Here is a 13,988-nt window from a genome sequence, read left to right on the forward strand (position 1 = left end):
ATGAATACCCTATGGCCTTCGCGGGGGCGTCGGGGCACGCTTCGCCCACCACCGGAAGGCATCCTGGTGCCGGTCCAAGCACGCCTGGGCGGTGCGTGGTTGGCCGGTCCACTCGACGGCGACCTCGATGCCCTGCCCGCCGCCGATCCGGTCCCGGGCTCGTTCGGCCACCAGTGCGCGGCCCGCCGTGTCCAGGCCGCGTCCGTCGTCGGACAGGTGCAGCACGCGGGAGAGGACGAGCACCCGCTCCAGCGCCGCGTCCCCATCACCGCCCGCTGAAGGCAGGGCGGCGGCGAGCTGGGACGTGTCGGCCAGCACCCTTAAGCGCGGCCACCGTGCCAGCAACGTCTCCAGGGCGCCCAGCGCGGCGGGTGCCAGCCAGCCGGGGTGGTGGAGCTCCACCAGCAGCGGCAGCCGGACCGTCGGCAGCTCTCCGGTGAGCATGGCCTCCAGCAGTGGCCCCCGGGGCACGGCGCGGCCCAGCAGCCGTACCCAACCGGCGCCGATCGCGGCGCCTGCGGTTACCAGGAGCTCCAGCTCGGCCCGGGCCCGGACCCGCTCCGGTACGGACGAGGCGAACAGGCCGGCCAGGTCCAGGTCGGCGGTCACCCCGGTGACCGGCACGAACCATTCCCCGCACCGACGCCAGTGCGCGAGCACCTCCGGGTCCTGCCGGGCCAGGTCGAATCCGCGCGGGCCGCCCCGCAGATGCACGAACGGAACACCGTGCGCTCCGGCCCACGCCAGCAGCTCCGGCACGTCCATGCCCCGCACGCCGATGCTGTAGAGCCCGATGCCGGCCGCACTCACACCGTCCCCCAGTCCAACAGCAGGACGGGTTCGGCCGGGCGGCCCGGCGCGTCCAGCAGGGCGAACAGTTCCGGCGCCTTCCCGCCGGGCACCGTCCGGCACCAGACCTCGGCCAGGGCCGGATCGAGATGCCCGGCGAGCCAGCGGCAAGCCGTGGTGAAAGCGTCCTGGTACGCGCCTTCGGCAGCGGGTGCCAACTCGTGCATGCCCACCACCGTCCAGCCGCCCCGGTGCACCTGAAGCGCACCGAGCGTGTCGGTGGCGGCGGGCGTGCCAAGCAGGCCGAGGAAACCGCCGGGCGCGGTCAAAGTGGCCGCGCTCGCCGGGACGCCGGCTGCGTCGATGACCAACCGCCCCCGCCCGGCGCCCTCCGACGGTACACAGATGACGCCCGGAGCCCGGCCGATCGGTGCGTGCCGACGCGTGGTCACCACCCGGATGCGGGTGGCGCCGCGGCGGTACAGCTCCAGCACGCATCCCAGCGCGACCGGTCCGGACCCGAGGACCAGCACGTCGCTCAGGTCGTCGGTGGGCACCCGGTCCAGGCCCAGGCACGCCATCTGCTGGAACCGGGCCAGCGCCACCAGTCGAGCTTCCATCCCCGCAGGGGCAGTCACCGCCCCGGGACAGGCCGGATCGAATGCGGCTCCGTGCGGCACCGGGGCCAGCACCCAGCCCGCCGCTTCCTCGGTCCGGCCGAGCGCCATGTAACCGGCCTCGCGGTCCGCCCCCGCCAGATGCCGCCGCTCGGTGCCGGGGCTGAGCACACTGAACCGGCCCGTCAGCATGCCCGGCCCCCGCTCAGCCGCCGGAACCAGGCGCGCCCGGCCCTCCCCGACGCGGATCCGGGCTCCGACGTACCGGCGCGCTGCAGGCTTCTCCTCGGGCATCAACGGACCTCCATCGCCTGATGTGGTGTGCTGGTGCTGGCCAGGTCCTCGACCCTGCCGGCGATCACGTCGGGGGCTCCCCACACCGCGTGCAACGGGAGGGACCCGGCCAGCGCCCGCACCCGGTCCTGGCGATGTGAGGCGGCCAGGCCGTCCTCGAACTGGCGGAGCACCACCGGACTGTCGTCAAGCACGCGCTCCAGCAGATGACCGCTCGCCCGCCACCACACCGTGGCGGCCGTGTGCGCGTCCAGCACCTCAACTGCCCCCGCGCCGGCCGCCGGGTCGCCGTCCACGTCCACCACGGCGGCCACCGCCACCGGGCCCGCCGCGACCAGCGGCGCCTCCCGCAGCCCGGGCAGGTGGCCCAGATCCACCCGGTCCCCGCCCGGCGGCGGCAGCGCGAGGTCGGGGAACCAGCGCAGCGTCGGTCCGCGGCGGGCGAGGAACGCAGCCGTTCCGCCCAGCACACGGGGCCGCCGGTCAGGGTCGGAAAGGTCCACCAGCGCCACGTCACCGGCGAGCACCCGCCAGCCCCGGCGCACCAGCGCCAGCGCGACGAGCGATTTGCCCGCACCATGTCCGCCGAGCAGCACCACGACCCGGCCGTCGGCCGGAAACCACAGGGCAACCGCGTGCAAGCACAGCGTGCCGCAGGCCAGATGCAGCAGATGCAGATGGGCGTTCAGCAACCGCCGAGCGTCCCCCTTCGACACGCCGCCCGGCAGAAGGGCGGCGCCCGGACCGGCGCTGGGCCCCAAGGCGCCCGGCAGGACCCCGGGCAGGTGCGGGGCGATCTCGTCCCACCGGCAGGCCAGCGCCGTATCCGCCTCCACCCCCAGGCTCCGCCCGGCGCTCACCACCTCGTACGTGCCCCGCCCCATCCCATTCACCGGCCCCGCCCCATCTCCGGGACGATGTCCTGAAGGGCCCGCCACACCGGCGCCGACTGCAGCTGCTCCACCGCCACCCGCAAAACCGCCGACGGAACCCCGGACAGCAGCCCTTCCAGCAGCCGGGCCCCGGCAGCCTGGTCCGCCAGTCGCGGCCCACCCATCAGACCCAGCGGATCGCTCACGTACAGCAGTTGCTGAGGGACATCAGCGGCCCGGGCCACCGCCCGCTCCAGCATCCCCGCGTCCGCCCGTACGTCCTCCCCGGCGGCTGCATCACCGTCCACGATCACGACCGCGCCGAGCGGAACAGGCGGCGAGTACGTAATGTCGAGCGCGGCGCGGTGCTGCGCCGGTGTGAACAGGATCCGGTCGCGCTTCACACCGGCCACAACCGTCCGCTCACGCCGCCCGCCGCCGATGTTGCCGGCGAGCTGCACGGGCACCGCGACGCGGGTCGGCCACCCCACCACCGTGCCGTCCGGGCCGATCAGCACCAGGTCGTCGGCCAGGAACCGCGCACCAAGCTCCCGCACTGCCCGGTGGGCGAGCGTGGACTTCCCCCCGTGGCGCCCCGCCAGGAACACCAGCGCGCTGCCGTCGACGGCGACCGCCGAGGCGTGGAGCATCCGCCAGCCCGATGCCAGCAGCCGGGACGCGAAGAACACCCGCCCCAGATAGTCCGCCCACCGCAGACCGACCACGTCCCCGGGTGCCACCAGCAGCCGCGTCACCTGCTGCCCCGCGTCGACCTCCATCATCACCGCCGCCGCCCCCGGCCGATAGCGCGCCACCAGCCGCAGTACACCATCGCCGACACCCACAATCGCCAGGCGGCGCCCCCCATACGGCAATTCAAGGACCAGCCGACCGTCGAACAGGCCGCCACCATCCTCGAACTCCGGGCCGAGCTCCTCGACCTTGAGCGTCCACTGTGGCACTGCGGCCGGTGGAGCAACGGAGCAAGCCGGGACCAGCATGCCCAACACGGACCCGAGCACGTCGGGCGTCGGCGTCTCGATACGCAACCGAACACCGTGCAGCTGAACAGCACCGTGACTGTCCACCGACGTCCCCGAGGTGCGATCGACAGGCATGCTGTCAGCAAACATGGGACCAGTCCCTCCCAGCCAGAACAAGGTCGCGCGGACGGTCCACTGCGGGCACGTCGGGCCGCCGAGTCGATTACAGAGCAACAGAGCCGGTTCGCAACAGTGTTCGGGTGTCATTCTCCTGTCATTCCGCCCGGCGAATACACCTCAGAGAGGTGGGCCGGGGTGCTTCCATGGAGTGGTGGACGAACCCATCCGGCATCCTCTGGCCTACGCACGGTGGCTGCACGGCTGGTCACAAGCCGAGCTCGCCCGGCGCGTGAAGGAGGCAGCCCGACGCCGCGACCGCCGGGCTGGCACCAGCCGCCAACGCGTCTCCCTATGGGAGAAGAGCGTCACGCCGGACGAGTTCTCGCAAGAACTCCTGTCCGACATCTTCGACGTCCCGCACGAACACGTGACCGCGCTGGGCTGGCCGCACTGGCTGCCCGGCCACGAAACGCCCGCACCCCTCGGAGCAGGGCTCACCGTCACCGTCCTGAGAAAGGCCGCGCAGATGGCCGTGGACCGCCGCACCTTCCTGACCTACACACCGGCCGCCCTGGGCGCCCTCGCACTCCAATGGGCCACGATCGACCCTGCACTCGCCGCCAGTTCCACCAGCGGACGCCCGGTGGATCCCGCCCTCGTCGACTGGTTAGAGAACTCCGCCCACGACCTGACCAGCCTGCCGACCGCGCACCGCCAGCACACCGGCGCCCTCCTCGACGGACACCTGACGACCGTCGTCGATCTCCTCGAACGCGGTAGCTACGGCCACGCCGTCGGAATCCGGCTGCACTCTCTTGCTGCCGCCCTCAGCCAGACTCTCGCCTGGCACCGATTCGACTACGAACACCACGCCGCCGCCAACCGGTACTGGCACGCCGCCGTCCACGCCGCTCACCAGGCCGGCGATACGGACATGGGCGCCGGAGCCCTCTCCGACATCGCCTACCAGAGCATCTGGCTCGGCCATCCCCGCGCTGCCGCCGACAGCCTGGAGCACGCCCTCTCCCGCACCACCAACCCGACCGCCCGGTCCCTGCTGTTCCTGCGCAAGGCTCGAGCACACGCAATGCTCCACGAGGCCCGCGCCTGCTACCGCGACCTCGCCCAAGCCGAGAAGCTGCTGGACTCGACCACAGAATCGGCACCCGAGTGGTGTTCCTGGATGAGCTATGCCGACTTGGCAGTGGATACCGGCAGGTGCCTGATCGATCTGGGACAACCAGCCCGCGCCCACGACCAGATCAGCCAAGGAATCACGCTGCTGCCCACGGCACGAGACAAGACCAAGGCAGTGTTCCTTGCCTACGAGGCAGAGAGCCTGCTCGCCCAGGGAGACATCTCCCAGGCCGCACAGCTGGCTCGCCAGTCCCTCGGCCTTGCCCAACAGATCGGCGCCTCCCGCTGCGTTCAACAGATCCGCGACCTGTCCGCCACATTCGACCCGCTCAGCTCGGAGCAGGGCGTCGACCGCCTGCTCTACGACGTCGCACTGACGAGCTGAACTTGTCCGCCACACTCTCCTCTGGGCGTGGGTCAACGCAGAGATCGTGGTCGCCCCGCTCCCCAAGCCGCTGACCGAAACCACCACCCGCCGCTCCACGCGTTGGCCAACAAGACCCCGACGGCAGACAGCACCGGCACGCCGCCACATCGCGCGGACAGTCCCTCCAGTCCCTCCAGTCCCTCCCGCTCCTCCGGTCCTGGCCCCCGGCCCCGGCCAGCCGTCCCACCCCGACTGCCCGCATGTCGTCGTCCCTGGCATCGCCAGCGCACCAGAGCCCCCACGGTGCGGCCCGCACCGCCGCCACCGCCACGCCATCGCCCGGTACCTCCCGAACCGCACCGCCGTCGCCGCCCGCCAAAATCCGCGCTCCCCGACAGGCGGTTGGGTCCCCCTCGGATGATCCTTGCGCGGCGGCCATTGGTGGGCCATGGCGACGACCGGCTCGTGACGTTCGACAGCGGTACTCCTCCACACGAGCTTCGGCACCACCGTCTGTTCCATTCGCGGGTCCGACTCCCAGCGTGAGCCCTACGCTGGCTGAATGCCCTGGAACTGGCTGCAGATCAGACTCCATCCAACTGGGCCCGGTACAACGGGCTACGGCGAATCGACCTACGGACCTGGCGGCTTCACATACCTTGCGGCCAGGTCAGAGGTGCAGAAAATCCTCGACCGGCTGGCCACGGAGGTCCCGCAGACGCCCGCCTACGGTGCCGCTGCCGCGTCGTGGCGCAAGGGAGACGTCGCCGACGACACCCTGACCGCGGCGCTCCTGGTGTCCCGGGTCTTCGAGTATGAGGAGGGGCGCAGCGCGGCGGAAGCCGCGCAGGAGTGGCTACAGGGGTTCAGCATGCGGGTGACAGGCGAGCCGCACCGCGTCGTCGTCTCGCCAGCAGCCCCCGGCGGAACCTTCGGGAGGTAGCCCGGGGTGGGCACTCGAATCGATGAACGACAGCGGATCGGCCAGCGCGGGGATCACGCGGGGCCGCTACCTCCCTGCCCGGCCTCGCCCAGCTGATGGCTTCCCAACACGGCGGGCAGGCCCGCCCAGGCCATCACCCTTTCGGGGGAAGGCCGCCGGGGGAGGCCGGTGGATACGCTGACGTCGGGGCTGCGCCGCCGGCGCACAGGACGGGAGGGCGGGAAGTCTGCGTGGCAACTTCGGTATCGGTGAGCGAGGACGACCTGCGCACGATGCTGGCCGAGCGCAGTGGTCTGGACAGGGACTTGCTCTGGTATCCCGTCCACGACGTACCGCGCTCCCTCGGCCTGTCGTGGCCCCTGACCGCCGAGCAGGCCGAGGGAGCGCTGTCCGACCTGCTCGACCGGCTTCGCCGTGTCCTGCCTGCACCTCGCCAGGAATGCGCAGGCCGGCGGTACGTGTACCTGTCCGAGATCACCGACCGATACCAGCGCGCAGACACCCGCCGCATCCTCGAGCGCATCCAGAGCCGCGGGGCCACCCCGGCGTGTCCGGCCTTCGGCGGCGAGGACTACGACCCGCGCTCGGAGCGGGGATGGGGTGCCCGACCCTCAACCGCCCCCGATCACGGCGGCAAGCCGAACTGGGCCTGGTGGCGCGAGGTGCGCGAGGCTGGCCCGCGGCCGCTCTACCAGATGCCCGACCCGTACCTCGGAGAAGACGAGCCGCCCGTCGACCGCGCGCTCGGCCTGCGCGAGCGTACGGGCGATAGCGCTGCCTACCGCGCGGCGCTGAGTGCTGCAGTCCGGGAGGACCCGCGGCAGATTGACTGCTGGGCGCATCTGGGAAGCGAAGCGTTCGAGCGCGCCGATGCCGACGATTCTGCCTTGCCAGAAGCCCTTGGTTACTACCAGACAGCCGTAGCCGTCGCCGAGTTGTCGCTGCCGTCGGCGTTCACCGGAGTCCTGGCCTGGGGGGAGCTGAACAACCGGCCCTTCCACCGGGCGTTGCACGGCCTCGGGCTGACCTGGTGGCGGCTGGGCGAGACGGTGAAGGCGGCGGCGGCCTTCGGCGACAGCCTGTGGACCAACCCCGACGACAACCAGGGCATCCGCTACCTGATCGGGCAGGCGAAGGCGGGCGTGCCGTGGAGCCAGGCTGAAGAGGACTAGGAGTTGTCGTCAAAGTGTCACGCCCACATCAGGAGCGACGCGAGGGTGACGGCTGCTTGGTAGGACTGGGCGGTCTTGTCGTACCTGGTCGCGATGCCGCGCCACTGGTCGGGTAGCCGGGTCATGTTGCCATGACCCGGCCCCCTCAGAACCGGGCATGCCTGTTTCCAGGCACCACGGCTCAAGCAAGCCCAAACGCTTCACAGAATCTGCTATTTGTTGCTGCCATCTCGTGCATGAAGCTGCTGATGACATTCGGAGTGAACGAGTCGAAGGTTCTTGACTTCATCAGATCCTCCGTCTCGACGGTAGGCGAAGTGGTGCTTATGCAACCGCTTCTTCATCGCGTCGAACCAGTCGATCCACTCACGTGGGCTTTCCGGCTCGTATTCTGCTCCGGCGATGAGAGCCTGACCGCAGAGCGGACAGCGTCCTTTCTGACGGGCTGCCAGAGTAAGGCTGATCTTGTCCATTGGCGGAGGTGTGCGCGTCCTACGGCGCTGACTCCAGTAGTCATGGAGCGCGGGATCGTCGGGTGAAGACTTTCCCTTGACTAGTTGGTGTCTTCTGATGTTGGTCCAGGCAAACTTGGGAAGATGTGCACCTGTGGTGCGATCACCGAAGACCCAGTTATTTTTCTTGGACCGGTTGAGTCTGCCGAAGTACTTGTTGACGATCCAGTGCTTCGACTTCTTCGGGTGGGTGCGCTTGGCCCACTTGTAGGTGAGCGTCCACACGTAACTGTCCAGCGCTGAGAATGTCTTGCTGGACACCACCGTTCGGTAGTACGCAGACCAGCCCCTGACGATCGGGGAGAGTCTGCGGAGCACGACTGTGATGTTCTGCCCGAGAAGAGCTTGCATCTCGGAACGCAGACGATACCGAATTCTCTTCACCGCATCCTTGCTGGGCGTAATGATCAGGCTGTCGCCATGGCGTCGGACGTTGAAGCCGAGGAAGTCGAACCCTTCGGAAAGGTGAAGGATTCGCGTCTTCTCTTCGTTGAAGCGAAGACCTCGGGGTTCAAGCCATTCGCCAAGCTGCGACTTGACCGTCTCAGCCTCCTCCTTGCTCGTGCAGAACACTGCAAAGTCGTCGGCATAACGCACCAGGATGGGCGTGCCCTTCGCGGCCCACATCACTGTTCCTTTGCGGGTTGCGAAACGAACGCCTGCGGCTTCCTCCATTCCGTGGAGTGCAATATTGAGCAACAAGGGACTGATCACTCCGCCTTGAGGTGTTCCCTCGTCGGTGCGAGTGAAGCGTCCGTTGTCGATCACGCCCGCCTTCAGCCACTGCCGGACGAGTTCTCTGGCAGGGAAGCCGCCGACGCCGCTGAGCAGGTGGTCGTGGTCGATGCGGTCGAACGCTGCGGCCAGGTCGGCGTCGAGTACCCACTGACGCTTGGCCGTTTTGCCCTTCGCGGTGCTGAAGATCGCCTGGATGGCGTCGTGGCATCCGCGGCCTGGTCGGAATCCGTAGGACCGTGATTCGAACCGGGCTTCCCACTCGGGTTCCAGTGCGTTCTTTACGCGCGCCTGAACTACTCGGTCGCGCATTACTGGGATGCCGAGCGGGCGTTGCTTTCCATTGCTCTTCGGGATGTAGACCCGCTTGACGGGCCTGGCTCTCCAGGGTTGGGTTTGCTGGCCGATGTCGACCGCCATGCGAGCTCGCGCCTGGGGGGTGAGTGCTCGTTCCCTATCGATGCCTGCCGTCTTGCGGCCCTTGCTCTGCTGCGTCACCCGTTTCACGCTCAAGAGCGTGTTACTGCGGCTCCGCAGCATGAGCTTCTGCAGATTGCGGACCTTCTTGAGGTCCCCTTCCTGTGCCGCTTTGAAGATCCGTTGTCTCAGGCGCCGTACGTTTCCCTCAGTGCTGGCCCAGTCGATCCCGTGCCAATCCAGTGGTTCGCCCTGCGGTCCGTTCGCTGTGGAGGTGCGGCCGGCAGTAGAGACTGTCTGTCGCATGTTCCTCCTTCGCGTCCAACTTGTCCGGCAGGTTCTGGCGTCATTACTTGGGATGATTCAAAGGCTCACCCGGCCCACGTGGGCACCCTTTCGGGTCAGGCCATCAGACCTGTATCCGGCGAGTTATGGCCTGGGTTGAAGGACTCCAGGGTTTTCCTCTGACCTTTCGGTCGACCGGCATTCGCTTCTTGGGCCATCCTGTTCCCGCTGGAGAGTTGGGCCTTCCTTGCGGTCGGCTTACCGGGCGAGCCCGGACTCCAACGGGGTTTCCACGTTCCACACACGTAAGCTTCGGCTGGGGTGGGTGCCCCCTCTATCCCGGAACCGGCGGTGTCCTCCTCCCGACCTAAAGTCCTCGGGAGTCGCCTGGCGTATTTCAACGCCGAGTTCTGTAGCCGCTGATTGCGAACCATCGGGCGGCTTCAACCTTACGAGACATCAACGGGGGTTCACGCGGTTCACCCGTCCAGCCTTTCCCTCGCCTGTTGTTCCCCGATGGCCAGGGAACCCTTGGGCTTGAACGCTCAGCTTCACACCCCGCTGTTACCAGCGACGCATGTGAGCGCGGGAACGGATTGCGGACACTAATCCGGGGTCAGCACATTCCTCCTTCCTTCGTGGCTTTCCCACTTAACGTGTGCGACTTCGTGTCGCACCTTGAGCCGGTTGAAGCACCGTTCCACCACGTTGCGGCGCTTGTAGACCTGCTTGTCGAAGGCCGGCGGCCGGCCTCCCCGACTGCCTCGCCGGGTCCGGTTGCGGACCTGGTCAGACCGTTCCGGGATCGTGTGCGTGACGCCGCGGCGCCGCAGCCAAGTACGGATGGCCTTCGAGCTGTAGCCCTTGTCGCCAATGACGTGGTCGGGCCTGACGCGCGGTCGACCCGGCCCGATCCGGGGCACCCGTATCGCGTCCATCACGGCGGTGAACTGAGTGCAGTCGTTGGTGTTCCCGCCGGTCAGGACGAACGCGAGGGGGCGGCCCGTCCCATCGCAGGCCAGGTGAATCTTGCTGGTCAGTCCGCCGCGGGACCGGCCGAGGGCCGGGCTGCGGAGCCCCCTTTTCGGGCCCGGCCGCGTGCTGGTGGGCACGGACAACGGTGGAGTCCACCGACACCAGCCACTCGATGTCGCCTGCCGCGTCCGCTTGCGCCTGCACCGCCTGGAGCATCCGCTCGAAGGTTCCGTCCGCCGCCCACCTGCGGAAACGGGTGTGAAGGCTGGCCCACGACCCGTACCGGTCGGGCACGTCCCGCCAGGCGACCCCGGTCCGGAACTTCCACACGATCCCGTTCAGAATCGTCCGGTCGTCCAGCCGCGGCCGCCCCAGCACGGGCCGAGGCAGCAACGGCTGCACGAGTTCCCACTCAGCGTCCGACAGTTCATGGCGACGTATCACCCGACCATGATCCACAACGCAAGATCACTTTGACGACAGACCCTAGCCCAGGCCGTCCCGCCGCCGAGTCCCGCTGCCGTTTTCCCCCGCGCCTTGGAGGTGCCGCCACGCGACGGCCGTCACCATGCCACCCTGACTCGTTGACGCCCGCCTACCGCCCAGATCCAGCCCGGGCCGAAGGCGGCAGCCTTTCGCAGCTGACCAACCCGGTCAGCGGCTGGACACCGTGTCGGGCCAACATCGCGGACACCCTGGATCGGGGCCCGCGGCCATCAGCTGCTGGAGTTTCTACGCCCAGTTTCGAGTCCGACGAAGTGACGTTGCCGGCGCTCACGTTCTACGTCCGCACGATGGTCAGGTCCGACCGCGATGAACCAGAGCCGTCGGCCAAAAACGTGCGCTGATCAGGCAAGAGTCGAAGGCGCAGCGCTCGCGGCGTCCAGCGTCCCCGCGTCCACAGCTGTCGAAATGATGTTCCATTTGTCAGTGGGTGGGGCTACTGTCCAGAGACGCAAGATCGCAAGGGGGCACCATGAATATCACCCACTTCCGGCCGGGCCGGCCTCCGGGCATCCGTCAGGGCTCCGATGGGCTGACCGACAGGCAGCGGGCCATCGTCGAGTACATCGCCAGCTCGGTTTCGGACCGCGGGTACCCGCCGTCGATGCGCGAGATCGGTCAGGCCGTCGGGCTGTCGAGCACCTCCAGCGTTGCGCACCAGCTCCTGGCACTGGAGAAAAAGGGGGAGCTGCGCCGCGACCCGCACCGTCCCCGCGCCTACTGCGTTCCCCCCAAGGCCTTTACCGCCGAGGAGTCTGAGCTGCCAGAGAGCGCGCCGAAGGCGGTGGAGGTTCCCCTTGTCGGCCGGATCGCGGCCGGTGCGCCGATCCTCGCCGAGGAGGTGGTCGAGGACACCTACGCTCTGCCGCGCCAGCTGGTGGGCGAAGGCGAGCTCTTTGCCTTGAAGGTGGTGGGCGACAGCATGATCGACGCAGCCATCTGCGACGGCGACATCGTCACCGTCCGGCGCCAGGACTCGGCCGACCACGGTGACATCGTCGCCGCCCTCTTGGACGGAGAGGCCACCGTGAAGCGTCTGCGGCGCGAGGACAACCAGGTCTGGCTCATGCCCCACAACGTGGCGTACCAGCCGATCCCGGGCGACGACTCGGTCATCCTCGGCAAGGTCGTTGCCGTCCTCCGCGCCCTCTGAACCCTGGAACGGTCCGCCCGGTCGACGGGCGAAGGGCTCCCGGGCGGACTCCGATCCTCATCTTGTCCTACTGACTCCGGGTACACGGTGAACAGGGCCGTCCTCTGAGCCGAACGAGACATCTGATCGCTGGTCGAGTTGAGCCCGTGGTCACGGAAGGGATGGCTGTTCGATCGGGCTGTTGCACGCTGAAGTCCTTCGAGGTGGAGGCCCCCTTCCGGGCGACGACCAGGGAGGTTGCGGCCACCGCGGTGAAGTACGTGACTCAGGAGGTGAAGGTGCCGGCCGAGGTGTGGGCGGCGTACGACTGGCAGGACGATCGGACCTAGCGCCCGGCAGTGTCAGGACCCCACCAACCCTCCCTAGACCCAAAGCCGTTCCCCGCGACGAAGTTCCGGTTCGACATCACCTGCGAGACCACCAGTACAACGGTCTGTATCGCCGTCCACATCCGCGACGGCGGATTTGTGAACGCGTCCGCCGAGGGCACCGACATGCGACCGCGACTACTACGGAGCGCTCCCGGGCGTACTGGACCGCAAGAACTTGTACCTCGCCCGGCTGATCGCCCTGGTCCCCGACTCGATTCAGGAGTGCGACGGATTCTGACGCTGGGTGCCCGGCGGGTGGGGCTGGGGCTATCCGGCCGCCGACCCGTTCTCGCTCCTGCCCACGGAGCCTCCTACCCTGGAGCAGGAACGGCGTTGGGCGGCGCGGGAGCGGATAGCACGGACGCGGCTGCGCACTGTGAAGAAGCGGATGTCGGACGAGTGGCACCGCGAGTACGTGCCGCGGCTGCGCGGCCAGGCGCGGAAGATGAACGAGAACGGATACTCGCGCCCGCGGATGGCTCTGGAGATGAGCCGGGGCGAGGACGGGGTCGAGCGCGCGGAGGCGCACCGGCGGCTCGCCGCGGCGGCGGAACTCGGCTTCATCCCTGCCCTCGGCGGACCGCCCGCCCAGGGAGATCCGGCGGCCCATCTGGAACCAACTGCTCCCCGCACCGGAGCAGGACCGGTCATAGTCGGTGCCAGCCTCATCAACGTGCTGGAGGGCTCAGTCCCTCGGGCGCAAGTTGGGGCCTTGGAGCTCGGCATGCCCGGTGGCGGCGATGCGCAGCGCGAGAGAGCGACCCGCGTCGGGGTGAGCGGCGAACCCCGCGCACACCGCGCCGAGAAGGTTGCTGTCCTGGCCGGTCTCGTGGCAGACGATGTGCCCTTCGTCGGCCACGCAGTCGCGCACCAGGCGGGCAAGCTGTCCGGGGGCGAGATTGCCCCGGTTTCCGGGACGGAAGTCGCATGTCGCGCACTGGTCGGCCATGACGCGGACACGGCCCGTGTCGTCGTCGGCAACCGGGGTCTGCCCGATGGTGACGGTGCGGTTGACCTGGGGCACGGGCGCCGGACCTCCGAGATGAGAGTGGAGCGGGACTGAAGGCGTCAAAGCGGATGAGCGCACCGCCTGAGCACCACGGGGCCTTCCAGCAGGAGCCAAGGACATCCTCCCAGCGGCCGGCGCAGGTGGGCAACCAGGTCAGCGCTTGAAGTACCCGTCGGCACGAAACAGCCGAAACCCAACGACCGCTAACGCGGAGGCCCCACCACTGATGCTCCGGTCTGGGCTCAAGCGCTGGACCGCCGCCTGGTCGCCTCGCTGACCAGTGGCTCATAGCCCGATGGCCGCCTTGGGACCCATGTACGTGCCGGCCCCAGGAAAGCCGTCCTGGCACAGCGACATGAACCTCTCGCTGAACCCGAGGCCGGGCAGCTCAGTGAGCTTCACGAACTCGACCTGCCGGATCGGACGCGTATCCGCGCCCGCCGTTACGGCCCCGATCTGCCCGCCGACCCGGCATGCCTCGAAGGTGATGTGGAGGACATGAGCGGCCGTGTGGTCGCAGACGTACAGCAGACGGCCGACCTCGACCTCGGCACCGGTCTCCTCCAGCATCTCCCGCTTCAGTGCCTCTTCCAGGGTCTCCCCGGGCTCGACCTTGCCCCCGGGCAGGCTCCACGACCGATCGCCGTCGGTGTCTTGGTCCAGCAGCAGGATCTGGCCGTTCTCGATGACGATGCCCGTCACGCGTGTATGCATCGGCCGACGCTATCGCTTG

The 13,988-nt window shown here is 68.7% G+C and carries 12 protein-coding genes and 1 pseudogene; 6 read left to right on the forward strand and 7 right to left on the reverse strand.

Features of this window, described 5'->3' with window-relative positions; all coding sequences use genetic code 11:
• Positions 1-9 precede the first annotated feature (9 nt).
• Genes ACTVZO_RS41255 through ACTVZO_RS41270 form a run of 4 tightly spaced genes read right to left on the reverse strand, consistent with a single transcriptional unit; the run spans position 10 to position 3,705 of the window.
• Positions 10-810 (reverse strand): AP endonuclease, encoded by an 801-nt coding sequence (locus ACTVZO_RS41255; protein WP_443303721.1) that lies wholly within the window; start codon positions 808-810, stop codon positions 10-12.
• Positions 807-1,700, reverse strand: coding sequence for a hypothetical protein (locus tag ACTVZO_RS41260; RefSeq protein ID WP_443303722.1), 894 nt, complete (start codon positions 1,698-1,700; stop codon positions 807-809). Before ACTVZO_RS41260 ends, ACTVZO_RS41255 begins: the two co-directional genes overlap by 4 nt.
• Entirely contained in the window at positions 1,700-2,584 is an 885-nt protein-coding gene (locus tag ACTVZO_RS41265) for a hypothetical protein (RefSeq protein ID WP_443303723.1), read from the reverse strand. Before ACTVZO_RS41265 ends, ACTVZO_RS41260 begins: the two co-directional genes overlap by 1 nt.
• A 5-nt stretch (positions 2,585-2,589) precedes the next feature.
• The gene (locus tag ACTVZO_RS41270) at positions 2,590-3,705 is read right to left on the reverse strand and encodes a hypothetical protein (protein WP_443303724.1); all 1,116 of its coding nucleotides are present in this window, start codon (positions 3,703-3,705) and stop codon (positions 2,590-2,592) included.
• Positions 3,706-3,886: 181 nt separating this feature from the next.
• Here ACTVZO_RS41270 and ACTVZO_RS41275 point away from each other — a divergent pair, with 181 nt between their 5' ends.
• The 3 genes from ACTVZO_RS41275 to ACTVZO_RS41285 all read left to right on the forward strand — a co-directional run bounded on the left by ACTVZO_RS41275 (position 3,887) and on the right by ACTVZO_RS41285 (position 7,294).
• Positions 3,887-5,197 carry a helix-turn-helix transcriptional regulator gene (locus ACTVZO_RS41275; RefSeq protein WP_443303725.1) on the forward strand — a complete coding sequence of 437 codons (1,311 nt, stop codon included), beginning with the start codon at positions 3,887-3,889 and terminating at the stop codon, positions 5,195-5,197.
• 658 nt (positions 5,198-5,855) lie between these two features.
• Entirely contained in the window at positions 5,856-6,122 is a 267-nt protein-coding gene (locus tag ACTVZO_RS41280; protein WP_443303726.1) for a hypothetical protein, read from the forward strand.
• Between the two features lie 248 nt (positions 6,123-6,370).
• Positions 6,371-7,294 carry a hypothetical protein gene (locus ACTVZO_RS41285; protein ID WP_443303727.1) on the forward strand — a complete coding sequence of 308 codons (924 nt, stop codon included), beginning with the start codon at positions 6,371-6,373 and terminating at the stop codon, positions 7,292-7,294.
• Between the two features lie 212 nt (positions 7,295-7,506).
• On the opposite strand, the gene ltrA is transcribed toward ACTVZO_RS41285, so the two are convergent.
• Positions 7,507-9,264, reverse strand: coding sequence for a group II intron reverse transcriptase/maturase (ltrA, locus tag ACTVZO_RS41290; protein WP_443303728.1), 1,758 nt, complete (start codon positions 9,262-9,264; stop codon positions 7,507-7,509).
• 584 nt (positions 9,265-9,848) lie between these two features.
• Positions 9,849-10,677 (reverse strand): annotated as a pseudogene (locus tag ACTVZO_RS41295) (IS5 family transposase).
• Positions 10,678-11,194: 517 nt separating this feature from the next.
• Between ACTVZO_RS41295 and lexA the strand changes: the two are divergent.
• The 3 genes from lexA (at position 11,195) to ACTVZO_RS41310 (ending at position 13,309) form a co-directional block, all read left to right on the forward strand.
• The gene (gene lexA, locus ACTVZO_RS41300) at positions 11,195-11,875 is read left to right on the forward strand and encodes a transcriptional repressor LexA (protein ID WP_443303729.1); all 681 of its coding nucleotides are present in this window, start codon (positions 11,195-11,197) and stop codon (positions 11,873-11,875) included.
• Positions 11,876-12,036: 161 nt separating this feature from the next.
• On the forward strand, positions 12,037-12,204 hold the full coding sequence (locus ACTVZO_RS41305) for a hypothetical protein (RefSeq protein ID WP_443303730.1): 168 nt from the start codon (positions 12,037-12,039) through the stop codon (positions 12,202-12,204).
• A gap of 286 nt (positions 12,205-12,490) precedes the next feature.
• Positions 12,491-13,309, forward strand: a complete 819-nt coding sequence (locus tag ACTVZO_RS41310; RefSeq protein WP_443303731.1) for a hypothetical protein — start codon at positions 12,491-12,493, stop codon at positions 13,307-13,309.
• 231 nt (positions 13,310-13,540) lie between these two features.
• On the opposite strand, the gene ACTVZO_RS41315 is transcribed toward ACTVZO_RS41310, so the two are convergent.
• Entirely contained in the window at positions 13,541-13,969 is a 429-nt protein-coding gene (locus ACTVZO_RS41315; protein ID WP_443303732.1) for an NUDIX domain-containing protein, read from the reverse strand.
• Positions 13,970-13,988: the final 19 nt, after the last annotated feature.

It is taken from the genome of Streptomyces sp. IBSNAI002, from assembly GCF_052244475.1.
Lineage (GTDB): Bacteria > Actinomycetota > Actinomycetes > Streptomycetales > Streptomycetaceae > Streptomyces.

Coding starts and splice junctions, on each gene's coding strand:
- ACTVZO_RS41260 (WP_443303722.1), bottom strand. CDS start 1,700: ATGCCCGAGGAGAAGCCTGCAGCGCGCCGGTACGTCGGAGCCCGGATC.
- ACTVZO_RS41265 (WP_443303723.1), bottom strand. CDS start 2,584: ATGGGGCGGGGCACGTACGAGGTGGTGAGCGCCGGGCGGAGCCTGGGG.
- ACTVZO_RS41270 (WP_443303724.1), bottom strand. CDS start 3,705: ATGTTTGCTGACAGCATGCCTGTCGATCGCACCTCGGGGACGTCGGTG.
- ltrA (WP_443303728.1), bottom strand. CDS start 9,264: ATGCGACAGACAGTCTCTACTGCCGGCCGCACCTCCACAGCGAACGGA.
- lexA (WP_443303729.1), top strand. CDS start 11,195: ATGAATATCACCCACTTCCGGCCGGGCCGGCCTCCGGGCATCCGTCAG.
- ACTVZO_RS41305 (WP_443303730.1), top strand. CDS start 12,037: ATGGCTGTTCGATCGGGCTGTTGCACGCTGAAGTCCTTCGAGGTGGAG.
- ACTVZO_RS41315 (WP_443303732.1), bottom strand. CDS start 13,969: ATGCATACACGCGTGACGGGCATCGTCATCGAGAACGGCCAGATCCTG.